The organism is Chryseobacterium contaminans, from assembly GCF_001684955.1.
GTDB classification, from domain to species: domain Bacteria; phylum Bacteroidota; class Bacteroidia; order Flavobacteriales; family Weeksellaceae; genus Chryseobacterium; species Chryseobacterium contaminans.
Genome location: NZ_MAYF01000001.1, coordinates 93573 through 116201, shown reverse-complemented (window position 1 = coordinate 116201; position 22629 = coordinate 93573). Strand labels below are relative to the sequence as shown.

Below are 22629 nucleotides of genomic sequence, written 5' to 3'. Positions count from 1 at the left end.
AACTTAATTCATTACATTTGATAAAAAACACACATGATTTCCGAAGAATATTTATATGCTATTGCTTTACGCGAAAGCAGCCAGATTGGTGACATCAATTTCCATAAACTTGTAAGAACATTTGGAAGTGCAGAAAATGCATGGAAAAAAGCAAAGAGAGAATATAAAAAGCTGGAAGGAATTGGCCCAAAAACAGTTGCTGATATTGGGAATGAAAGCCATCTGAAGTTTGCAGAAAAAGAACTTTCGTTTTGTGAGAAGAACAGTATCCAAATCAAATTAAGACATCTTGGGGAAATACCCTCTCTTCTTAATGAATGCATTGATGCTCCTGCAATCCTCTATCAAAAAGGGAGCATTGATGAATCCCATCAAAAAATAAGTATTGTGGGAACCCGCAATATAACTCCTTATGGAAAACAGTTTATCGGAGACTTTTTTGAAGCCACACAATCTTGCCAATATGTTTCTGTAAGCGGCCTTGCCTTAGGAGTTGATAAAGAAGTTCATGAGCAATCTATCCTGAATAAGAAACCTACTATTGCAGTTCTTGCTCATGGTTTTGAATTCTTATACCCTGCTAAAAACAGGAAACTATCAGAGAAAATTCTTCAGGAAGGAGGTGTCTTGTTAACCGAATTCAATTCAGCAAGAAAACCGGACCGTGAAAATTTTATTCAGAGAAATAGGATTGTTGCCGGACTTTCTCCTGCAACCATTGTTGTGGAAACAGGGTTTGGAGGTGGTTCTGTAAGCACGGCTGCCTTCGCCAATGATTATAACAGAGATGTTTTTGCGCTTCCGGGAAAAATTACTGATGTTCATAGCCAAGGTTGTAATCAATTGATTCTGCATAACAAAGCAACAGCGATTTCTACCATCAAAGATCTGGTAAGCATGCTTGGCTTCAATAATCCAAAAGAAAAAATTGCAGAGCTTTTCCCTTACAGCGAAACAACGATACAATTAACTGAAATTCAGGAAACTATTTATCAATTCATCAAACAGAGCCCACAGATTTCTCTGGATGATCTTGCACAGGAAACTGACCTTCCCTCTCACAAAATTTTACCGATTATTTTAGAATTGGAGCTTTTAGGGAAAGTAAAATCATTTTCCGGGAGACAATTTATCGCAAATTGAGAATTAACGATTTCTTAATACTGCATTATTTCATACATAACATTTAATTTTTAACAAATTTTAATCACAAATTATCAATTTAATAATATTTCAAAACATTATTATTTAATTTTTAACAATGTTAAAATAGAGTGTTGTGAATCTTGAAAAAAAAATTAAATTTGTTGACAATAATATTCAACCTTAATATATGGAACAATATAATATTGACCAGAAAATCCAAGAGTTTATTGCAAAAATTGAAGCAAAAAATCCTAACGAACCGGAATTCTTACAGGCTGTAAAAGAAGTTGCCGTAACAGTAATTCCATTCATTGCTACGAGAAAAGAATATAACGGAATGAAGCTGCTTGAAAGAATGGCTGAAGCTGAAAGAATTATTATCTTCAGAGTTCCATGGGTTGACGATAAAGGAGAAATTCAGGTTAACAGAGGTTTCAGAATCCAAATGAACTCTGCTATTGGACCATACAAAGGAGGAATCCGTTTCCACCCTACTGTAAACTTATCAGTTCTTAAGTTCTTAGCTTTTGAGCAAGTGTTTAAAAACTCTTTAACTACTCTTCCAATGGGTGGTGGTAAAGGAGGTTCAGATTTCGATCCACAAGGTAAATCTGATATGGAAGTAATGCGTTTCTGCCAGGCTTTCATGACAGAATTATGTAAACACATCGGTCCTGAAACAGACGTACCTGCAGGAGATATCGGTGTAGGAGCAAGAGAAATTGGTTACCTATTCGGACAATACAAGAAAATCAGAAACGAATTTACGGGAGTTCTTACAGGGAAAGGACTTGCTTACGGAGGTTCATTAATCCGTCCTGAAGCTACAGGATACGGAGTAGTATACTTCGCTGAGCAGATGCTTAAAACAATCGGACAGGATTTCCAAGGAAAAACGGTAACAGTATCAGGTTTCGGAAACGTAGCCTGGGGAGTTATCAAAAAAGCTACAGAACTTGGTGCTAAAGTAGTAACAATCTCTGGTCCTGACGGATATATCTATGATAAAGATGGTATTAGTGGAGAAAAGATCGATTATTTATTAGAACTTAGATCTTCAGGGAACAACAGAGCTGAAGACTATGCTAAAAAATATCCATCTGCTGAATTCCATGCTGGAAAACGTCCTTGGGAAGTGAAGTGTGACGTAGCATTCCCTTCAGCTACTCAAAACGAATTAGATCTAGACGATGCAAGAAAATTAGTTGAAAACGGATGTGTTTGTGTAACAGAAGCGGCTAACATGCCTTCTACACTAGACGCTATCAACTATTTCTTAGACAATAAAGTATTATTCTCTCCTGGTAAAGCTTCCAATGCTGGAGGTGTTGCTACTTCAGGATTAGAAATGACTCAGAACTCTATCCGTCTTAACTGGACTTCTGAAGAAGTTGATGCAAGATTAAAGGAAATCATGATCGGTATCCACAAGGCTTGTAGAGATTATGGAAAAGACGAAGATGGGTATGTAAACTACGTAAAAGGTGCAAATATTGCGGGCTTCGTAAAAGTAGCAGAAGCAATGTTAGCTCAAGGAGTGGTATAAAAAATAATAAAGGTTGGGAAAAACTCCCGACCTTTTTTGATATAGCCTGTTCCCGGGATAATGGGAAAAAAGTAAAAAGTGAAAGGAGAAAGTGCTGCTATATGCAGCACTTTTTTTATTTTTATAAGTATGAAAACCACCTTTAAAAATATTGATGATTACATCCTTTTATTCCCTATCAATGTTCAGGAAAAGCTTCTTGAACTAAGAAAAGCCCTCCATTCCCAGATTCCGGATCTTGAAGAATATATCGGCTATCAGATGCCTGCTTTTAAATATAAATGCAAGCCTTTGGTTTATTTTGCCGGTTATAAAAAGCATATCGGATTTTATCCCGGAGCTGAAGGAATTAAGAATTTTGAGACAGATTTTGCAGAAAGGAATTACAAATTTTCTAAAGGAGCTGTACAGTTTCCAATAGATGAAGATATTCCATTAGATCTGATTAACAAGATTGTGTCTTTCAAAATCAAAGAAATTGAACAAAAAAAATCCTGAAATACAAGATTTCAGGATTCAGACTAGTGTTTGCTAAAGTACTATCACTTTTTCTTTTTAGATTTCTTTTGCTCTTTTGTTGCTTCTGCAGGTTTAGTGGCTTCCATCGTAGTTCCTGTACTCACAGTAGCTTCCCCAGCAGGTGTTGCTGTTGATGCTTCCGTTGCGGTGGTATTTTGTCCACTTGTTGTGGTAGTGGTAGAATTCCAATCCGTTTTGGTCTCTGATGTCTGCGGCTGTGTTTGAGTTGTTGTTGTCTGGTTATTAGTGGTGCTTTCAGCTGGCTTCTGAGTTTGGGTTTGTGTTTGAGCCGATACTGCGATTACTCCGACTAATGTAAACGCTGCCGTTAAAAATAACTTTTTCATAATGTAATATTTAAATGATTGTTTAAACTAAACGGAGTGTCATTTATAAAAATTATGTGTAAGTAACTTATTTAACGGACTTTATCACTTTTTAAGAGGAATTTGTAAAAATAAAAAAGAACACACAAGCATAAAAAAAGAGCCTCTCAAGGCTCAAAGAATGACTATTTTTAGTCTTTTATGGTTTTAAAACTAATCATAAATGCTTTAACAGTTATTATTAGTTTTTATTCAGTCTTTATTTTCCGATATTCTTCATCATTTTCTCTACAAATTCAAAAGCAGCCGGACAAATCACCGTATTTTTCAACATCAGATTATTGATCTGGTAAATCTTTTTACGATCCGTATGAGGATATTCTCTGCAGGCTTTTGGCCTTACTTCGTAGATAGAACAGGTATTATCACTATTCAGAAAATAGCAAGGGAGATTCTGAAGTACTTTATCATTGTCTTCATCCACTCTTAAAAATTTGGCTTCAAAATCAGCCGATTTCATTCGTAGATGCTTCGCAATACGTTCGATATCCTTTTCAGTATATAGCGGACCAGTGGTTTTACAACAATTAGCGCACTGTAAACAGTCTATCTCATCAAAAACTTCATCATGGGTCTCCTGCACTATATAATCGAGGTTTTTGGGCGGCTTTTTCTTTAATCCGTCCAGAAATTTTTTATGTTCTTTCTGCTTTTGTAAAGCTTGTTTTTTATAAAAATCTAAATTCATTTATTCTTTATTTCCTGACTGAACAGGAAGATCTGTTTTTTGATATTGATTGATCTTATCAAGATCTAAAATGGTAGCAAGATTTTTTCTATCCGGATAATACATCGGGACAAATTTTGCTCCGTATACAATTTCTCCTGTTACATAGGAAGATCTCTGCACTACAGTATTGGAAAATACTTCGTCAAATGCCCTTACCTGAACAATAATTTCAATATCCGTGCTTTTAAAATCATCCTCAGAGAAGCCGTAGAATGGTGAACTTTCATTGATCTTATGAACAACCGTCCAGTTCAACGCCAGAGTATTGATCTTACTTAAATGAGTTTCCAGTCTGTAAAAATTGCTTTTGGGAACATCATTTTCAATCACTTCAATCGCTGTAGAAACAATCACATCAGCATCCGTCAATGCATTGTTCTTATAAGGTGCTAATCTGAACATTAAAGCCGTACTATCTTCAAAAGGAGCAATTACCGCAATATCAGAAAATCTTAAATAAGCCCTCGGCCTTGAAAATCGTCCATAAAAAAGACCTGTTGCAATGGCAAAGGTAAGCAATCCCAGAAAAGCTTCAAAAGTAGCTACCAAACTAGCTAAAAAGCCCACAGGAGCAATTCTTCCATATCCAACTGTAGTAAACGTCTGAGAACTGAAAAAGAATACATCAATAAATTCATTCAGCGGATCACTTTTATCAATTCCTGTAAGATGTTCTACTCCAATCAGATAATAGATCATTGCAAATACAAGATTTATCAGGATATAGGCTACAACGAGATACGAAATAAAACGGAACGAAGACAGATTCAACATGGTATGATACCAACTCAGGCTGTTGAAAACATTCACACCCGTTCTTTTTACATTCGGCAGGCCATCTTTATTGATGAATCTTCCTGAGGCATTGCTTCCGAAGCCACTGTTCTCAGTGTTCTTCTGGCGGATCTTTTTTTTGAATCCTCTTGTCATCTTATCTCATTTGTTTTTTAATAGTTTAATTTATTAACCATGACCTTCATCCTATTCCGGATACAAAGATAAAATATTGTTTTCATGAATTTTATCAATTGAATCCTTTACTTATTCAATTTGATTTTACAGTAAATTTGGGATATGAAAAAGCTTAAATCAAGAGAAGACATTGAACACCTGGTTAATTCATTTTATGCTAAAGTAGTAAAAGATGAAACTATTGGTTTCTTCTTCAATGATATTGCCAAAGTAGATTGGGACAAACACCTTCCTAAGATGTATTCATTTTGGGAATCTATCCTTTTTGGGCAGATGACTTACAAAGGAAATCCAATGGGAGTACATTTTCCGATCAACGAAATACAAGCTATGGAACAAAAACATTTCGACAGATGGCTGGAACTATGGAGAACCACCATTGAAGAAAATTTCGTAGGTGAAAATGCTGATATGGCCATCTATAAATCTGAAAATATAGCCAAGCTGATGGCCTTTAAAATGGAATTAGCCCGAAGACTTTAACAAGCTCCGTGATTCATGTTATGAGACTCTTCTTAAGGAACAATCACCGTAAAGATATACGCAGCAAGGTTCACTAAAAGCACGGTTCCATACAGGATATTTGTCTTTCCACGGCTTAATGAAAGCATAACGATAAAGACTGATAGGGAAAGAAGAATGACATCTTTCTTATCCAATCCCAAAACTAAAGGAATATCGTACATAATACAAACTACAGAAACAGCTGGAATTGTTAATCCGATACTTGCCAATGCAGATCCCAATGCCAGATTTAAACTGGATTGTATCTGATTACTTCTTGCTGCTCTGATGGCCGCAACTCCTTCCGGAAGAAGAACAACCGCTGCAATAATTACCCCAACAAGTGATTTTGGAGCTCCTACGCTCTGTACCATTCCTTCAATAGTATCTGAAAGTCCTTTTGCCATTAAAACAACAATAATCAGGCAAACCACCAGGAATCCAAAGCTGATAAGCGTTTTTGTTAAAGTAGGAATATAATGTTCTTCAGGATGTTCATCGGGAACAACAAAGTAGCTTCTGTGCCTTACCGTCTGTACCATCAGGAAAACTCCATAAATAGCAAGGCAGGCAATAGATATGAAAATAAGCTGTGCTTCGTTATAAAAAGGCCCGTTAACACTTGAAGTAAAGTTAGGAAGTACAAGGGTAAGCACTAAAATGGAAACGATACTTACCAGATAAGTAGTGGCTGAGGTTCTTGCAAAGAACTGTTCATGGTATTTGACGCCTCCTACCAGAATACAGATCCCTAAAATTCCGTTCAGGATCAGCATTACGGCGGCGAAAACGGTATCTCTGGCCAGCGTGATCGCCTGATCTCCGCCGGCAACCATCAGTGAGATGATTAAGGCTACTTCAATAATGGTAATACAAAGAGCAAGGATAATGGTTCCGAAAGGTTCTCCTACTTTATGAGCCACCATTTCCGCATGGTGTACTGCCGATAGAACACTCCCAATAAGTAAAACGCCGGCAATAATATCATAAATAACGCCGGTTCCCATCAGTCCGGAAAAGTAGTACCCTACCGCAAGGACAGGAAAAATATAGGTGTAATGTAAAAGTTCTTTAAGTCTCATATAGTGACTACAAAATACAAAAAATCTATAATATTTTCAAGATCAAAAGAAAATATTAATGTTATTTTAATGAGGCCAGAAGTTAAAGTCCTGGTAATCTGTCAACATATGAAAAAGCAATCCGATAGCGACAATTCTGATATTTCCTCTAAAAAACAGCAGCAAAAAATACACCGCAATGGCATAATAGGAATGTAAAAAGTGAAAACCGATACTTTCTCTCGAAGGATCAAAGATAGGATTGGCAAAAAGATGATCCAGATCTACCAGCATTGTTGCCAATAATATAAAATATGCCTTCTTCCAGTTCTTAGGATAAAAGACCAACGCAATAAAGACAGGAAACACAAAATGTAAAAAATAATGTGTACAGGTCTTGAGCAAAGCAATTTCTGATGGAGCCATTAAAGGATTTTTTCAGTTTCCAGGTTACCACCGTAAAATTAAGGGTAAATTTCCTTTTTTCGCTTTTATTTTCAGCCAATAATCCTGTGATTTATTCCCATACAGCACATAATCAATATCAGAAATAACTTTTTTCTCTGTATTACTCAATGTTTTCAAAGATGAATACAACAAAGAATTGTTTCGAATCAGGATATAGTTTTCTTTTAATTGAGGAGCTATAACCACAGGCCTTCTTGTAGATTTTATAACAACTCCGTTATTATTTTTAGTTATTTCATTAGGCTGGAAAGGAATTGCCGTGAATTGATTTTCTCCATTTATCCATTTTTCAGATTGAAAATAGGCCCATGTCTTCTCCGCATCTTTACTTTGAATATCAATACTATAATTAGGCTGTGTAATCTTCTGAAAGGTCTTTTTTTCAACTTCATTAAAATTATCATCAAATTCATAGCTGACAATGGTATCATTTACCTGCTCAAGATCAGCAATAGCTCTTAAGAAAGTAGCTTGTGAAGAATCTGCAATGCTTTTATTGAAAAAACGGCTGAAGTTTCTGATGTTCTCCTGATCTAATTCCATTTCCAGAAATTGATCACTTTTCTGAAGTTTGGAGGCAATTGCATTAAAAATCTTCTGGTTTGAATTATTTTTGATCTCAATTTCATCATCATGCAGTTCAATAGAAAAATTCTGAATTTTCTGTCCTGAAATGAATGAAATACTTCCTACTGTATTTTGAATAAACTCTTCTGCATTTCTAGCAGGATTTAAAGGTGTTTGAAGAAGCTTTTTATTAATCGTTTCAAAAGCAAGATCAGAAGTACCTGCTATACAATGATTACCTTCTATTACAAAGAAAAATTGTTCCTTCTGAAAACGGTTATTTCCATTATCAGTAAAATTCCGCTTCTTTAAAAAAGCAATGAACTTTTGAGGATCTTTAAGCTCTAAAACGCTATACCATTCTGAGAACTTAGTGTCTTTAATATGGAAAATCTGCAAAAAATCCGGAATTCTGACTCCTGAATCTTTGAATGAGGTGGAATTTTTGCTTTTTATATCACCTCCAGACCACTCTGAAGGATGTGTTGCCAAGCTGAAGAGGTATTGTCCCATTAGTTTCTTACTATCGATTAAAACAACCGCATCTGCATTTTCAGGAATATATCTGAGGCTTTTATCTTTATGAAAAACCACAAAGTATACTGCAACGGCTAGCAATACAAGTAACGGGACAATGATCTTCTTTTTTTTCATCTATAGTATAGGTGATTTCTTTTCTGTTTCTTTTGTTTTAAAAATCTGATCGAATATATCGAAGAAATACATCAAACTGTTCTCAGAAGAATCTTTGATATTATAATTCATTTCAGTCTGAATGCTCTCCCCTTTCACTTCTGTTTTATAGTACAGTTCTCCTATATTTTTTCTAATAGCATCCAATGTTTTTCTTTCTTTAGGACTCTTAAATTCTTTGTCTAGACCTGTTAAAAGCTTCTGAAGATCCAATCTTCCGGATAAAGGATATTTAGCAGAATCTTTCGCCCATTTTCTGGAAATATCAGATTGATTTGTCGATAACATATTATCTGCAGAACTCATCAGATATACCACTCCATCTTTTACAGTAAAGAATAATTGGTCAATATATCCTCCTTCTTTCTCTTCTTTAAAGGTGTATAAGTTTCCTTTTTTAGAGAATCTTTTAGAGAATTTCTTATTGGCAGCCAGCATATCAAACATACGGTTCCAATAGCCTTCATTCTCCGTTGCAAAAGCGAAAGTGAAGTTAGGAACTGCAATTTCCTTCGTTTTCTTTACTTCTTTTTCATTGAAATCAGCATCGTATTCGTAATCCGTATATTCTACTGTTTTAGATTTCAATTCATTCAGAACAAAAATTCCGTTTCCTGGTGCTATTTTGGCAATAGCTTCTTCATCAAGAATAATTTTCATGGTTTCCATGATGAGCTCCATTTCTTTCTTGTAGTCATTAACTCCGGAATTCTGAAGAAGGCTGTACATCATATCAAAACATTTTGCACCGTTTACATTCAGGGCGTAGTAACCAACACTTTTTTCATTGATAAGTTCCAAAAGCTTTCTGTTTTTCTTTCCCTTATAAATTGCAGACATGCTCTTCTGAATCTCAGAATTTTTATGCTGATAATTATTTACCAATCTTACTTTGTCTTTATCGAAATACAGGTTGTAAGAATGATCGGAATTGTACATATTTTTGAAGAGCTGCCCGTAAGAATAATACTTCGTTGCCTTACCATAAAGTCCCTCATTAACAATCCTTCCATAATCTGTATAAACAAAAACATCAGAATTACCATCTCTGAACGACAGCATTTCTTTAGGGACTTCGATTTCTAAATTCGAGTTGAAATATTGGTCAAACCTGTCTTCAGCATTCTTTTGAACAATCTTAAAATCTTCCCTGCGGATAGAGTCCTGCTCTTTCTGATAAGCTTTTTCCGCTTCTTCATCATAAGCTTCATTAGGCATTTCTCCTTCTTCATAAGGAATCTCTGCACTTTCTTTCTCTTTAGGATATTTATGATGTTTTTGAAGGTATTTGATATCTTTCTGAATTCTTGCAATTTCTTTGTTATTATCTTTAATACTTTCTTTCAGATACTTAATATCTTCCTTCAGATTTTTGATTTCTTCTTTATAATCAAAAGGTTTTTCCTGCTCATCTGCATAAACATCTGTAGCATCTGCTGCAACGACAGCCGAATCAGCAACGGCAACTGCAGTACTGTCTGTAACAGCCTCTTCAGCCCAAAGATCTCCTTTATAAGGTCTTGTATAGCTAATCATACTGAGAACAGCACGGCTCCCGTTCCAAGCTACAAAAATATCATCATCAATGTCTACGTAAGAATAATTCTTTCTGTTGAATACCTCCTGTCCTTTCTTCTTCATAGAATTAACAAACTCCTGGAATTTTTCCTTATTATCAATGATAAAATGGGTATTATAAGTCTTGATGGAATCATTAAAACTGGCATAATGATACTGAACAGCATCGTATTTGATTCCTGTTTTGGAATAATCCGTCCATGAGACTTTTTCTTTGTCTTTTTTGCTGAGTTCGTGCAGCAAAGGATTCAGCTTATTCCAGTTGATTTTATGGTTAAGCTGTTTCCCGTTAACTTCCATATAAAATACGGCGTCAGACGGAATTTTCATGCTGTTTTGGGCAAAACCCAAGGTAAAGCCAAAGAGTACGAAAATAATTGTTTGTGTTTTTATTAAGATAGATTTCATGCCTATAGTTTAGAAATTTATTGAAAAAGAATCGTGTTCTGTATTTGTTTTTTCTGAAGAATAAGATCCAGGATATCAGCCTCCAGCTTAAGTGCTTTTTTGTTGGGTGAAAGCACGTAAGTGTTATTGGTTTGTGATTTTACAGTATTTTCAAACTGCATAATGGAAGTATATTTTGCATCATTGAAAACCTCTTTATCTGCCTTAGTCATTTTATCATAATCTTCTTTGAAGGTATTGACTTTATTTCTTGTCAACGTTTTTTTCTCAAGATTCTGACTATAAACCTGTGTAGGAACCATTTTACCTAATATTTTCTGAGTTTTAAGTTTTTCCAGACCTGCATTGATGTTTTCAATTTTTTTGAAATTACAGCTCAGCTTAATGATATAATTCTCCAGGTCTACGGATGTTTTCACATTGCTGATTCCTGGAGTTCCTTTAAAAATGGTTGCAGCTTCATTGATTTTCTTTTCAATTTCAGCTTTTTTGGGAACTTTCTTCCCGTTGATGGTTTCCATCTTGGAGATGGATGCCAGCCTTGTTTTACTCTTACTGGCGTTAAGAATAATGGTATATTCCCCGGTACCGTCAGCTTTGATATTTACTTTATCAAGAATGTCAAAACAACTTGTCAGAAATAATAAAGGGAGAAATAAAAGAAATATTTTAAGAAAATTTTTCATGATTGGGTTTAAAACCACAAAATTACTCAATTCTGGCCTTAAATCCTTATAATCTTTGATTTTTAGAGCATAAATAGCTGTTTTCCGGTACTTTTTTCCAGCCGGAACACCTACCGCTTTTTGGGGTATCTAGATACGTCCTTTCAGATAATCCTGACGAAGATCTTCGTCCAGCTTTTCAATGGCATAACGCAGACAGGTTCTTGGCATTTCTTTATAATATTTGTTCAGATAGCCTATGAGCTCCTGCTCATTTTTATTTCCCATTTCACGCAGCAGCCAGCCATTGGCTTTATGCATCAGGTCATGGGAATGTTTCAGGTTCCTGGTTACGAATTCTTTGGTAAGATCATAAGATCCTTTTTTGATATAATGCATGGTTCCCACCACAGCAATTCTCTTATGCCACATCTCTTCTGCTTCAGAAAGATCTCTTAACAGTGTTTCTTTCTTGTTTTCATAAGCATACCTTCCAAGAATTTTATAACAACTGGAATCTACAAGATCCCAGTTATTAACATATTGAAGATGGCTAAGGTAAAATTCTACGATTCCATCTTTTACCGCTATATCTTTTGTTTTTTCAAACTTTGAAATCAGCATAAAAAGAGCCGTCAGCCGATGTTCATGGTATTTTGAAGAAAGGATTTCACTCAGTTCTTTTAGATTGATCTTTGAATAATATTCTTTAGCAACAGATCTCTGATCAGGCACTGTTACACCGAGAAACAAATCTCCTTCACCATATTCTCCTTCTCCTGTTTTGAAAAATCTTGGAAAGAATTCTGCTTTTTCAGGAATGGATAATACCGCAAGGGCTTCCTGTATTTCTTTAACAATACCCGTACTCATATATCACCTGATTTTAAAAACTAAGCTTTATGCTCTACAACAGTATTTTCCTCTTCTTCCTTTACAATCTGTTTAGGATTGGCAACTTTTGCAATGGTAAGCCCTTGAACAATGATGGAGAACACTACCACACAATAAGTGATACTTAAGATTATCTCACTATACTCACTTTTAGGAATAGACATCGCCAAGGCAATGGAAACACCACCGCGGATTCCTCCCCAAACCAACACTTTTACGGTTTGCGGGCTGAAGCTTCGTCTGAGAGAGGTAAACTTTGTAGGACCCCAGATGGAAATAAACCTTGCAAAAAGAACTACTAAAATGGCTACTAATCCAGGAATCATGAAATGCTTCAGGTCTTTAATCATTAAAAGTTCAAACCCGATGAATAAGAATAGAACGGCATTCAGGATTTCGTCAATCAGCTCCCAGAATTTGATAAGATAGTCCTGAGTAACCGATTTCATTTTGAAGTTCCGGTTAAAATTCCCCATGAATAATCCTGCAGCAACCATCGTTAATGGCCCTGAAATATGCATTTGTCTTGCAATAAGATAACCACCCATCACTACAGAAAGTGTTACCAGTACGGAAATAATATAATCATCCACCTCACGCATTAACCTGGAAGTCACCCAACCGAGTAAAACACCCAGTAAAAGTCCTCCACCAGCTTCATGAAGCAATAGTAATCCAATGTTTTCTACTCCAAGATCTACTTCTTTTCCAACGGCAAGCTGTAATACTACTGTAAATACCACAACCGCCATACCATCGTTAAAAAGAGATTCCCCGGCTACTTTTGTCTCTAATGATTTAGAAACATTTGCTTGCTTCAGTACACTCAGAACCGCTACCGGATCGGTAGGAGAAATCAATGCTCCGAAAACAAGACAGTAGATAAACGGAAGCTTAATTCCTACATATGGAAGCAAATAAAACATTCCAAAACCTACTACAAAAGTGGAAATTACAACTCCTGCTGTAGAAAATATCAGCACTGGCCGGAATTGTTCTTTAAGATCATTAATGTTAATATGAATTCCTCCAGCAAAAAGAAGGAAATTAAGCATCGCTCCCATCAATACCTCTGTAAAATCGATGCTGTTCATCAGATTATGGAGATGTCCGAAAGTTCTTGGAAGCACTGTTTCTCCAAACATAACCAGGAAAATGGAAACCACAATGGCAATCACCATTATTCCAATAGTACTTGGAAGTTTTAAAAACCTGTAGTTAAGATAGGCAAATATGGATGCTAATACGATTAATGCTGAAAATGAATAATATAATTCCACTAAGTGTTCTTTTTTTAAATTAATTTATAAGTCTAAGTAAAGGACCTTGATGTATATTTTCTGACCTCCTTTTTCCCAGATATCGAACATGCCGTCCTTCGAAGGTTGTGATCCTCTGGTATAATCATTTCCTATATTCAGAATATTCAGCAGAATATATTCATCTCCTACCGAATTTACGAGGTAAGCCGTTTTCTCAGATTTTCCGTCACCAGAGTTTTTGATCCCTTCTGTCAGCGCCCGAAACTGACTCAGGTGATGGATAAAATTATTCCCATCTTTTAAAGAATCATAGGCTCTGAGCAGAATGAGCAGAATATCCAGATTTGTAGGATCTTTATCATACAAAGCCTTCCCCTGCTTAACACAATCCTCGAATTGGTTTTGTTTAAAAGCTTCTGCCAAACCTTTGAAACTTTCGTCTAGGGTTGTAATCCTATCCGACCTGAAATTCCTTCCATAGTAAAGATATTGTGCTTCTATACTATCCAGAGACTTAGGATACCCTTTATACTTGAAAAGAAGTTTCTCATAATTGTATGGAGAATCAGAACTTTTGAAGCTCTTTTCAATGGCTTTAAAATCCACTTTTGATTTCTGGCTGAACCCAAAAACCGAAAATAGCATGAATAAAAGGAAAAAATGATATTTCATTAATTGTTGTTTTCTTCCTCTTCATCATCAAAGTATTCGAAAAGGAAATCATTGTATGGGAATCTGGAAATATGGATCTTCATTACCTCATCATAGATCATTTTTTTCATTTCCGGGAAGTTTTCCTTCGTTAAAGCAGAAATGAAAACAGTAGGATACTTGGATTTGGCCATCCATGTTTTTTTCCATTCATCCAGAGAGATATTTTTGCGCGTTGAAGGAGTTAGATCATCTTCATCCTTCTTCTCATAGCTGAAATCATCAATCTTGTTAAAGATCATAATCATTGGCTTTCTGTGTGCATCAATTTCCTGCAGAATTTCATTAACAGAAGCAATATGATCTTCAAAGCTTTCATGTGAAATATCAACAACGTGGATCAGTAGATCCGCTTCTCTCACCTCATCCAATGTAGATTTAAAGGATTCTACCAGCTGGGTAGGTAATTTTCTGATAAATCCTACGGTATCAGTAAGCAGGAACGGCAGGTTTCCGATCACTACTTTTCTTACCGTGGTATCAAGGGTTGCGAACAGTTTATTTTCAGCAAAAACTTCAGATTTCGAAAGAGCATTCATCAAAGTGGATTTCCCCACGTTCGTATACCCTACTAACGCTGCACGAACCACTTTTCCGCGGTTATTACGCTGAGTAGCCATTTGCTTATCGATGGTCTTCAGTTTGTCTTTTAATAAAGTAATCCTGTCCCGAATGATACGACGGTCAGTTTCAATCTCCGTTTCTCCGGGACCTCTCATCCCGATACCTCCTTTCTGACGTTCCAAGTGAGTCCACATTCTCGTCAAACGAGGTAAAAGATATTGGTATTGTGCCAGTTCCACCTGGGTTCTTGCATAAGAAGTTTGTGCTCTCTGTGCAAAAATGTCAAGGATCAGATTGGTACGGTCCAGAATCTTCACTTCCATTTCTCTTTCCAGGTTTTTCAACTGGGAAGGAGAAAGTTCATCATCAAAAATTACAGTTCCTATCTCATTTTCCTTCACATATTCTTTAATCTCCAATGCTTTTCCGCTTCCTACAAATGTTCTGGAATCCGGCTGGGACATCTTCTGGGTAAATCTTCTGTCAACCGTTGCTCCTGCCGTATAAGCAAGAAACTCCAGTTCGTCCATATATTCTGTTAACTTCTCCTCATCCTGGTCTTTGGTAATTAATCCTACCAACACCACCTTTTCATAATTATGTTCTTTCTTTTCTAACATTAAGTTCTATCTATGTTTATGATTTTTACAAGATAATATTTTTCGGAAAAAAAACAAAATCAATTTCTAGTTAATAACATATTTTAATATAAATTTAAGTTGAGCATCGTTTTATTTTATAAAAAATCAATAACTTTATATAATAATTTTCTGATTTTTAAATATTTAACTTAAAAATTACATCCAGAAGATCATGATTACCCATATCAGATGTATGATTATTGATGATGATGAACTGGACAGGCTGGTTCTTCAGCATTATATTAAACAATATGAGAATATAGAAATTGTCGCTTCTTTTGATTCGGCGGAAAAAGCAATTTCTTATCTTGAACTTCCCATTGATCTTCTTATCACCGAGACTAATTTAAAAGGCATGAGCGGACTGGAATTCCGTAAGTTAGCTCATAAGATTCCTGCCTGCATCTTTGTGAGCTCCCATCCGGAACTGGCAGCCTGTGTATTTGAGATCAATACACTGGATTTTATTACCAAACCTCTTACTTCAGAGCGCTTTCATTATTCTATGCAGAGGCTGTTCGAGTTTTTTAAGGTAAAGGAAAAATGTGAATGCTATGACGCGATATTGGGACAAGAATGTATTAAGATCAAAGAAAGCGGGAACATTTCTCAGATCAGAAAAGCAGATATTCTGTATCTGGAAGCACTTAAAGATTATACCCGAATTGTTACTCTAGAAAAGAAACACTGTATCCTGGATTCTTTGGGTAATCTTCTGCACAAAAACTTTTTTGATTCTTTTGTCAGAATCCACAGAAGCTATGCTGTACCCAAGCACCTCATCCGTGGAAAAAGCAGTCATGAAATAGAACTGATCCATCATATCAAACTTCCCATTGGCAGAACATATAAAAATAATCTGTCTTTCTTTGAGCCTTAAAAAGCGGTTCAATTATTATAATAATTCACAAAACGCCGTTGGTCGATTATTTCTGCCGTTAGTCTATTTTTCGGCTATCAGGTTATGATAGGTCGTAATTTAGTCTTCCCAATTTTCCGATGGAAAGACTTGAATTCATCACCTTAAAAACCGTTATCCATGAAAAAAACATTTATTTATTCTCTCATCTTGTTTGTCTTTTCCTTCTCATGCCTGAAAGCTCAATCTGCAATTCTGGCAACGGGAATGAATGCTTCAGATGGCAGCGGCTCTGTTTCCTACAGCGTTGGTCAGATGACCTATCTCGATAAGGGAGCCGCCAATGAAATTCTAGAAGGCGTTCAACAGCCCTATGAAATTACCACACTTACTACTCGTGAAACTGCGGCATCAGACCTGAAAGATATTTTACTGTATCCTAATCCTTTCAAAGATTATCTATACCTGGATTTTACTACTCATCATTTCAAAGGAGCAGAATACCAACTATTTGATGCCCAAGGTAAATTAATCCGAAAAGATGTGATTTTACAATCAAAATCTGAACTCAATTTCTCCGATATCCCTTCTGCAATGTATATCATCAGGATTAATCAGCATGGAGAAAATCTAAAAACTTTTAAAATCATCAAAAAATAATCACCATGAAAAAGATATTATTAATGTTCTGGATTCTGTCCGGCCTATTTATGGGGCTATCACAGGCTCCTGAAAAAATGAGCTATCAGGCAATTGTGAGAAACGGATCCGGGCAACTGCTCATCAATCAGGGAATTGCTATTAAGGTAAGCTTATTACAAGGCTCTCCCGCAGGTACACTTGTTTACTCTGAACGACTTACCGGAAATACGAATGCCAATGGTCTTATTAGTATGGAAATAGGAACAGGAACAGTTCTCTCAGGAGTATTCTCTTCCATTGACTGGACTTTGGGAAACTATTATTTAAAAACAGAAACTGATCCTTCAGGCGGAACAAACTATACGATAGCAGGAACCAGTCAATTATTAAGTGTTCCTTATGCCATGTATGCCAAATCTGCGGGCGGCGGTGGAGGAAGCTTTTCCATTCCATATGCTAATACAGTAAATAATGCATCTACCCTATTTTCATTAACAAATGACGGAGACGGAACCTCTTTAGAAGGCAGTAACAATACAACAACATCCAATATTGCTGCTATAAGAGGAATTGTTACCAGTGCTTCTCCAGGAGGGTTTTCTTCTGCCATACGAGGGATCAATAACGGAACAGGAGGACTTGGTGTAGGCGTTTACGGAAGCCAGGCAGGAAGTGGCTGGGGAGTATATGGAGTAACACCTAATGGCTTGGGGGTATATGGAAATGCCAGTGCCAATGGAACCGGAGTCTATGCCAACAGTAATACAGGAACAGGACTTACAGCAACCAGCAACAATGGAATTCCTGCGAGTATTTCAATATTCAATAATGCCAATAACAATAATGCACTTAGTGTTTCCTCCGTAGGAAACGGAACAGTTGTCAATGTTACCACAACAGGAAATGGCGCCGGGGTAAGAAGTTCTACAGGAAGTGGCTTTGCCATACACGGAATAACAACTGCCACAACTTCTGCAGGTGTTGTGGGTGATAATAACGGAGGCGGTGAAGCAATAGTTGGAAGAACAACCAGTGATATTGCCGGATCTGTAGTAGGCCGAAATGATGGTGGAGGATATGGAGTAAGAGGATTTATTGCCACCAATACAGCAGGAACGGGTATTGGTGTTTATGGGCAGGTAGGCCTTAACAACAGTACAGGACGTGCCGGTAGATTTGAAAACTTCAACAATACAAATACTGATGCCAATACCTTTGAAGTGGCCTCTAACGGAAATGGAAACATCCCTGATAACACCAAGGGAAATGCAGCTTCTTTTCTACTCAATAATACCAACAGTGTAGGAGCCGCTGTAAGAGGAGAAGTTAATACTATTTTCGGAAACTTTGGAGCTGCTGCTATCTTTGGAGTCTCTTCTGGAACAGGAGGACGTGCAGGATTATTCTACGCATCAAATCCTTCAGGAAACGGAGCTTCTCTTATTGCACTGACTGATGGTAATGGAAATGCAATCACTGCCAATGCAGGAAAAGACGGAAATGGTGTAGAAACCAATATTGACGGTGCAGGAAACGCCCTGTATGCATGGGTTCCTTCTTTTTCCACTGGAAGAGCCGGCAGATTTGAAATATTTAATGACAATAATACAAATGATGTAATAACAGTAAAAACCGTAGGAAATGGTATTGCTGGAAATTTTAAAGTTGACAGGGTAACCGGAACCTCTGCTGCTGTAAGAGGAGAAGTTAATTCACAGTTTGCTAATTTCGGGACCGCGGGCATTTATGGTATTTCTTCCGGCACCGGAGGTTATGGTGGTTTGTTCCATGCCAGTAATCCTGCCGGAAACGGACCAGCTTTAATTGCTATTGCAGATGGAAACGGAAATGGGATTACCGCTAACGCATCCAATACCGGTGACGGTGTTGAAACAACAGCTGACGGATCCGGAAATGCTCTTTTTGCATGGGTTCCTAATTTTGGAACGGGACGAGCTGCAAGACTCGTTAATTTTAATACATCCAATACCAATCCTGCACTTACAGCAGAAACCCACAGTACTGGTTCTATTGCCGTATTCAAGTCCGGAAATCCCGGTACCGTAAATGTAGCCCGTATAGACAGCAATGGAAGAGGATTCTTCAATGGAGGAACTCAAAACAGTGGGGCTGACGTTGCTGAAGTATTTGATGTAAATGGAAATATTTCTGAATATGAACCTGGTGATATTCTGGTCATCTCAACTAATGCCGACAGAACGGTAGAAAAGTCTTCAAAACCTTATTCAAATCTTGTTGCTGGTGTATATGCAACCAAACCGGGAGTACTTTTAACAGAGGAACATATTGATACAGATATTTCCAATAAAGTTCCGATGGGTGTTATTGGAGTGATCCCAACCAAAATATGTCTTGAGAACGGAAAAATAAAAAGAGGAGACCTTTTGGTTACGTCATCCCAAACAGGGATTGCTATGAAGGCAGATCCTAAAAAAGTAAAAATAGGACAGGTCATCGGAAAAGCTCTTCAGGATTATAACCAAAAAGAGATTGGAAAAATTCAAGTATTAGTCAACATAAAATAAGCCGTTATGAAAACAGTATATATCATCCCATTATTATTCTTAGGTACTTTTATGTATGCTCAGGAAAATAAACAGTCCGCTTCGGTAGAAGATCAAGCGCAGGCTTTGAAACAGATTAAAGAGCATGAAGCAAAGCTGATGCAGGACGCCAAAGAAAATATAGAAAAACAAACGGTTCATACAGGACTGACTTCCGACCAGGGGCTGGAAGTGAAAGAACAGGAGCAAAAACCTAAAGCAGCCAATACCTCAGGACAGCTTCTTCCCAATACAGCAACATTGGAGGAGATAAAAAGAACCATTCCCAACAGACAGGCATCTCATAACACAATAAATTCTAGGAACACAAAAACAAGTATCGGGCTACCCAACACTGCTACTTTGGAAGAAATAAAAAAGACAATCCCGAAAAACTAATAATCTCAAAAAGCTGATAACCAAACTAGATTTTTCAAACAAAAGAAGTCCGCTTATAAGCGGACTTTTTATATTACATCATGAGATGATTAGTCCCAATCTGCAGCTACAAATTTCATCGTATTTCCCTGATTATCGGACAATGTTAAAAAATGTCCCTCTACAGAATATGTTGTCATTGTTTCAAATTTCTTTTGAAAAGAGATTTCCAGGTTCATATCCTGACAGGCTTTCATGGTACTTACACCCTGGGAAATTTTCACTTTCCCGTCATTTTTAAATTCAGAAGAAAAAGACATCTGGTTACAACCCATGTATGCACTTCCCTGAATCTTACCTTTTTCCATCTTTCCGGTCAGATTGATTTCTGCTTTATGAGCTATCAACTGATCTTTAGAATAACCATCAAAAGAAATCAGCATCCACTGTCTCTGAATACTTGGATTTTTATCCGGTACTGCGGAGCAATTGAAAACAAGTCCTAAAAATAAAACGGCAAAAAAGGGGAATAGTATTTTTTTCATGCTGATTATCATCCCATTTTCGTACCAATCCGGGACAGAATCTCATAAAAATTAGTAAATTAGCAACACAAAAATTATTTTATAAAATGAAAAGACTATTTCTACTATTCACTTTCTTGCTGAGCTTTGCTCAGATGAGGGCGGATGAGGGGATGTGGCTGCTTATGCTCATCAAAAGACTTAACGGTGTTGATATGCAAAAAGAAGGTCTGCATCTTACGCCTGAAGAAATTTACTCAGTTAACAATTCCAGCTTAAAAGATGCTATCGTAAGTTTTGGTGGTTTCTGTACTGGGGAGATTGTTTCTGATAAAGGACTTTTATTCACGAACCACCACTGTGGTTATGGAGCTGTTGCTGCTGCATCTACTCCTGAAAAAGATTATCTGAAGAATGGTTTCTGGGCCATGAAGCAGAAAGACGAATTCAATGCGAAAGATCTTTATGTAAGATTTTTAGTAAGAATGGATGATGCTACTCAAAGAATTACATCCAAACTGAACAATAATATGACCGGAGCAGAGAGAAAAGCTGTTATTGATGCTGAAACTAAAGCAATCCAAACAGAAAACTCTGAAAACGGAAAATATACTGTAGTAGTAAAAGATTTCTTCAACGGAAATGAATTTTACTATTTCGTATACCAGGATTATAAAGATGTAAGATTGGTAGGAGCACCGCCTTCATCATTAGGAAAATTCGGTGGTGACACTGATAACTGGGAATGGCCAAGACACACTGCAGACTTTACAGTTTTCAGAGTATATGCTGATGCTGCTGGAAATCCTGCTGAATATTCTCCAAGCAACGTTCCAATGAAACCTAAGCACTTCTTACCGGTTTCTCTTAAAGGAATTAAGCCTGGTGATTTCTCAATGATTCTTGGATACCCTGGTAGAACAAACCGTTATTTGACTTCTTACGGAATTCAGCAGATGGTAAACAAAGACTATCCGGCTTGGGTTGAAGCGTCTAAAACCGCAATGGACGTAATGAAGAAATACATGGATAAAGATAAAGCAACTCAGCTTAACTATGCTTCTCAATATGCTTCTGTAGCGAACTACTGGAAAAACAGACAGGGAACAATTGATGCAGTAATGAAAAATGGTACCATCACTGACAAGAAAGCCATAGAAGACAAATTTAAGGTTTGGGCTGCTCAACCAGGAAATACTATGTATGATGGTATTCTGGATGACATTAGTGTATACTACAAACAAACTTCTGACAGAAATGTTGAAAGAAACTATGCTGCTCAGTTCACTAGAAATGCTAAATATATCTCTCTGGCTTTACAGTTAGGTTCTGTTTTAAAAACTTATGCTGCTCAGGATATGCAGGGAAGATTGGCTATGAAAGCTAAAACTGAAGCTGCTATTAAAGCTGCTTACGAAAATTTCAGCCCTTCATTAGAAGGAGATATGCTTGGTTCTATGACTAGCCTTTACCAGGCAAGAGTAAATAAAGATGTTGCTTCTGCTACCATCTTAGGATTAGATGCTAAAACAATTTCTAACCTGGCCTATTCTTCTATTTTTGCCAACAAAACTTCCGCTACTAATTTCTTATTGAATCCGGATGCATTAAAACTTGACGCTGATCCACTTTGGAAAGCAGCAAATGGTATTGTTGCAGATCAGAAAATGAGCGCTGAAAAATACGTTAAAGTAGATGATAATTTCGCAAAAAACAGCCGTTTATTCTTAGCTGGTTTAGTAAAAGCTATGCCTGAAAAGAAATTCTATCCGGATGCTAACTCTACGATGAGATTAACTTACGGTACTGTTGATAAACTTCCTATCAGAGAAGACAGAAACTACTTCGGTGTTACTGATAACTATTACACAGATATGTCTGGGCTTGTTGGAAAATATAAGAAAGGGGATGAAGAATTTGATCTTCCTCAAAGAGTCATTGACCTTTACAACCTTAAAGATTTCGGACAGTATGCTGACGCAAAAGGGTATATGCCTGTAAACTTCCTTTCTAACAATGATATTACTGGAGGAAACTCTGGTTCTCCGGTAATTGATGGGGACGGAAACCTTATCGGTATTGCATTTGACGGAAACAGCGAAGCATTAAGCGGTGATATCGTATTTGAGCCTGAATGGCAGAAAACAATCAACGTAGACGTTCGTTTCGTTCTTTGGACTATTGATAAATTTGCTGGTGCAAGAAGATTAATTGATGAATTAAAGCTTGTAAGAGACGCAAACACTCCGGCTGATACAAAAACTAAAAACTCAGGTACTACAACAATGCCTAAGAAAACAAAGAAAAAATAATCTTATCAGATATATTTTTGAAACCGTGAAAGTAA

At 36.7% G+C, this 22629-nt stretch carries 22 protein-coding genes; 9 read left to right on the top strand and 13 right to left on the bottom strand.

The annotated features are described in order from the left end of the window. Positions 1–33: 33 nt before the first annotated feature. The 3 genes from dprA to BBH99_RS00515 all read left to right on the top strand — a co-directional run bounded on the left by dprA (position 34) and on the right by BBH99_RS00515 (position 3190). Positions 34–1143: a DNA-processing protein DprA gene (gene dprA / locus BBH99_RS00525; protein ID WP_066690528.1), complete on the top strand. Its 1110-nt coding sequence runs from the start codon at positions 34–36 to the stop codon at positions 1141–1143. 190 nt (positions 1144–1333) lie between these two features. Then, positions 1334–2692: an NADP-specific glutamate dehydrogenase gene (gdhA, locus tag BBH99_RS00520; protein WP_066690526.1), complete on the top strand. Its 1359-nt coding sequence runs from the start codon at positions 1334–1336 to the stop codon at positions 2690–2692. 129 nt (positions 2693–2821) lie between these two features. Continuing rightward, positions 2822–3190 (top strand): iron chaperone, encoded by a 369-nt coding sequence (locus BBH99_RS00515; protein ID WP_066690525.1) that lies wholly within the window; start codon positions 2822–2824, stop codon positions 3188–3190. Positions 3191–3234: 44 nt separating this feature from the next. Here the strand turns inward: BBH99_RS00515 and BBH99_RS00510 are convergent, their stop codons facing one another. The 3 genes from BBH99_RS00510 to BBH99_RS00500 form a co-directional block, all read right to left on the bottom strand. Beyond that, on the bottom strand, positions 3235–3558 hold the full coding sequence (locus BBH99_RS00510) for a hypothetical protein (RefSeq protein ID WP_066690522.1): 324 nt from the start codon (positions 3556–3558) through the stop codon (positions 3235–3237). Positions 3559–3796: 238 nt separating this feature from the next. Next, the gene (locus BBH99_RS00505) at positions 3797–4285 is read right to left on the bottom strand and encodes a YkgJ family cysteine cluster protein (RefSeq protein WP_066690519.1); all 489 of its coding nucleotides are present in this window, start codon (positions 4283–4285) and stop codon (positions 3797–3799) included. Beyond that, positions 4286–5257 (bottom strand): ion channel, encoded by a 972-nt coding sequence (locus BBH99_RS00500; protein WP_066690516.1) that lies wholly within the window; start codon positions 5255–5257, stop codon positions 4286–4288. Between the two features lie 144 nt (positions 5258–5401). Between BBH99_RS00500 and BBH99_RS00495 the strand changes: the two genes are divergently transcribed. Beyond that, positions 5402–5782, top strand: a complete 381-nt coding sequence (locus tag BBH99_RS00495) for a group III truncated hemoglobin (protein ID WP_066690513.1) — start codon at positions 5402–5404, stop codon at positions 5780–5782. A 32-nt stretch (positions 5783–5814) separates the two neighbouring features. On the opposite strand, the gene BBH99_RS00490 is transcribed toward BBH99_RS00495, so the two are convergent. The 9 genes from BBH99_RS00490 to hflX form a co-directional block, all read right to left on the bottom strand. Beyond that, entirely contained in the window at positions 5815–6885 is a 1071-nt protein-coding gene (locus tag BBH99_RS00490; RefSeq protein WP_066690504.1) for a calcium:proton antiporter, read from the bottom strand. 66 nt (positions 6886–6951) lie between these two features. Further along, on the bottom strand, positions 6952–7290 hold the full coding sequence (locus tag BBH99_RS00485; RefSeq protein ID WP_185111011.1) for a DUF6122 family protein: 339 nt from the start codon (positions 7288–7290) through the stop codon (positions 6952–6954). 24 nt (positions 7291–7314) lie between these two features. Further along, entirely contained in the window at positions 7315–8553 is a 1239-nt protein-coding gene (locus BBH99_RS00480) for a hypothetical protein (RefSeq protein ID WP_066690501.1), read from the bottom strand. Then, a complete protein-coding gene (locus BBH99_RS00475; RefSeq protein ID WP_066690499.1) occupies positions 8554–10578 on the bottom strand; it encodes a hypothetical protein in 2025 nt (674 codons plus the stop codon). Positions 10579–10595: 17 nt separating this feature from the next. Beyond that, entirely contained in the window at positions 10596–11264 is a 669-nt protein-coding gene (locus BBH99_RS00470) for a hypothetical protein (protein ID WP_066690497.1), read from the bottom strand. Positions 11265–11393: 129 nt separating this feature from the next. Then, on the bottom strand, positions 11394–12116 hold the full coding sequence (locus BBH99_RS00465) for a DNA alkylation repair protein (protein ID WP_066690495.1): 723 nt from the start codon (positions 12114–12116) through the stop codon (positions 11394–11396). A 20-nt stretch (positions 12117–12136) separates the two neighbouring features. After that, on the bottom strand, positions 12137–13417 hold the full coding sequence (locus BBH99_RS00460) for a cation:proton antiporter (protein WP_066690493.1): 1281 nt from the start codon (positions 13415–13417) through the stop codon (positions 12137–12139). Between the two features lie 24 nt (positions 13418–13441). Further along, on the bottom strand, positions 13442–14071 hold the full coding sequence (locus tag BBH99_RS00455; protein ID WP_066690490.1) for a DUF4919 domain-containing protein: 630 nt from the start codon (positions 14069–14071) through the stop codon (positions 13442–13444). Further along, entirely contained in the window at positions 14071–15294 is a 1224-nt protein-coding gene (gene hflX, locus BBH99_RS00450; protein ID WP_066690487.1) for a GTPase HflX, read from the bottom strand. The genes BBH99_RS00455 and hflX overlap by 1 nt, the downstream gene beginning before the upstream one ends. Positions 15295–15487: 193 nt before the next feature. Between hflX and BBH99_RS00445 the strand changes: the two genes are divergently transcribed. The 4 genes from BBH99_RS00445 to BBH99_RS00430 all read left to right on the top strand — a co-directional run bounded on the left by BBH99_RS00445 (position 15488) and on the right by BBH99_RS00430 (position 19779). Continuing rightward, entirely contained in the window at positions 15488–16195 is a 708-nt protein-coding gene (locus BBH99_RS00445) for a LytR/AlgR family response regulator transcription factor (protein ID WP_066690482.1), read from the top strand. A gap of 159 nt (positions 16196–16354) precedes the next feature. Then, on the top strand, positions 16355–16834 hold the full coding sequence (locus tag BBH99_RS00440) for a T9SS type A sorting domain-containing protein (RefSeq protein ID WP_066690479.1): 480 nt from the start codon (positions 16355–16357) through the stop codon (positions 16832–16834). 5 nt (positions 16835–16839) lie between these two features. Beyond that, positions 16840–19362, top strand: a complete 2523-nt coding sequence (locus BBH99_RS00435) for a beta strand repeat-containing protein (RefSeq protein WP_066690476.1) — start codon at positions 16840–16842, stop codon at positions 19360–19362. Between the two features lie 6 nt (positions 19363–19368). Beyond that, positions 19369–19779 (top strand): hypothetical protein, encoded by a 411-nt coding sequence (locus BBH99_RS00430; RefSeq protein ID WP_066690474.1) that lies wholly within the window; start codon positions 19369–19371, stop codon positions 19777–19779. 89 nt (positions 19780–19868) lie between these two features. On the opposite strand, the gene BBH99_RS00425 is transcribed toward BBH99_RS00430, so the two are convergent. Next, positions 19869–20303 (bottom strand): META domain-containing protein, encoded by a 435-nt coding sequence (locus tag BBH99_RS00425; protein WP_066690611.1) that lies wholly within the window; start codon positions 20301–20303, stop codon positions 19869–19871. Positions 20304–20389: 86 nt separating this feature from the next. Here BBH99_RS00425 and BBH99_RS00420 point away from each other — a divergent pair, with 86 nt between their 5' ends. Continuing rightward, positions 20390–22594, top strand: a complete 2205-nt coding sequence (locus tag BBH99_RS00420; RefSeq protein WP_066690472.1) for a S46 family peptidase — start codon at positions 20390–20392, stop codon at positions 22592–22594. Positions 22595–22629 lie beyond the last annotated feature (35 nt).

What these genes read in the sequence shown, in the direction of transcription:
- BBH99_RS00465 (WP_066690495.1), bottom strand. Translation starts at nt 12,116, where the DNA reads ATGAGTACGGGTATTGTTAAAGAAATACAGGAAGCCCTTGCGGTATTA.
- gdhA (WP_066690526.1), top strand. Translation starts at nt 1,334, where the DNA reads ATGGAACAATATAATATTGACCAGAAAATCCAAGAGTTTATTGCAAAA.
- BBH99_RS00430 (WP_066690474.1), top strand. Translation starts at nt 19,369, where the DNA reads ATGAAAACAGTATATATCATCCCATTATTATTCTTAGGTACTTTTATG.
- BBH99_RS00440 (WP_066690479.1), top strand. Translation starts at nt 16,355, where the DNA reads ATGAAAAAAACATTTATTTATTCTCTCATCTTGTTTGTCTTTTCCTTC.
- BBH99_RS00490 (WP_066690504.1), bottom strand. Translation starts at nt 6,885, where the DNA reads ATGAGACTTAAAGAACTTTTACATTACACCTATATTTTTCCTGTCCTT.
- BBH99_RS00455 (WP_066690490.1), bottom strand. Translation starts at nt 14,071, where the DNA reads ATGAAATATCATTTTTTCCTTTTATTCATGCTATTTTCGGTTTTTGGG.
- BBH99_RS00445 (WP_066690482.1), top strand. Translation starts at nt 15,488, where the DNA reads ATGATTACCCATATCAGATGTATGATTATTGATGATGATGAACTGGAC.
- hflX (WP_066690487.1), bottom strand. Translation starts at nt 15,294, where the DNA reads ATGTTAGAAAAGAAAGAACATAATTATGAAAAGGTGGTGTTGGTAGGA.
- BBH99_RS00505 (WP_066690519.1), bottom strand. Translation starts at nt 4,285, where the DNA reads ATGAATTTAGATTTTTATAAAAAACAAGCTTTACAAAAGCAGAAAGAA.
- BBH99_RS00470 (WP_066690497.1), bottom strand. Translation starts at nt 11,264, where the DNA reads ATGAAAAATTTTCTTAAAATATTTCTTTTATTTCTCCCTTTATTATTT.
- BBH99_RS00480 (WP_066690501.1), bottom strand. Translation starts at nt 8,553, where the DNA reads ATGAAAAAAAAGAAGATCATTGTCCCGTTACTTGTATTGCTAGCCGTT.
- BBH99_RS00500 (WP_066690516.1), bottom strand. Translation starts at nt 5,257, where the DNA reads ATGACAAGAGGATTCAAAAAAAAGATCCGCCAGAAGAACACTGAGAAC.
- BBH99_RS00485 (WP_185111011.1), bottom strand. Translation starts at nt 7,290, where the DNA reads ATGGCTCCATCAGAAATTGCTTTGCTCAAGACCTGTACACATTATTTT.
- BBH99_RS00495 (WP_066690513.1), top strand. Translation starts at nt 5,402, where the DNA reads ATGAAAAAGCTTAAATCAAGAGAAGACATTGAACACCTGGTTAATTCA.
- BBH99_RS00420 (WP_066690472.1), top strand. Translation starts at nt 20,390, where the DNA reads ATGAAAAGACTATTTCTACTATTCACTTTCTTGCTGAGCTTTGCTCAG.
- BBH99_RS00425 (WP_066690611.1), bottom strand. Translation starts at nt 20,303, where the DNA reads ATGAAAAAAATACTATTCCCCTTTTTTGCCGTTTTATTTTTAGGACTT.
- BBH99_RS00435 (WP_066690476.1), top strand. Translation starts at nt 16,840, where the DNA reads ATGAAAAAGATATTATTAATGTTCTGGATTCTGTCCGGCCTATTTATG.
- BBH99_RS00510 (WP_066690522.1), bottom strand. Translation starts at nt 3,558, where the DNA reads ATGAAAAAGTTATTTTTAACGGCAGCGTTTACATTAGTCGGAGTAATC.
- dprA (WP_066690528.1), top strand. Translation starts at nt 34, where the DNA reads ATGATTTCCGAAGAATATTTATATGCTATTGCTTTACGCGAAAGCAGC.
- BBH99_RS00475 (WP_066690499.1), bottom strand. Translation starts at nt 10,578, where the DNA reads ATGAAATCTATCTTAATAAAAACACAAACAATTATTTTCGTACTCTTT.
- BBH99_RS00515 (WP_066690525.1), top strand. Translation starts at nt 2,822, where the DNA reads ATGAAAACCACCTTTAAAAATATTGATGATTACATCCTTTTATTCCCT.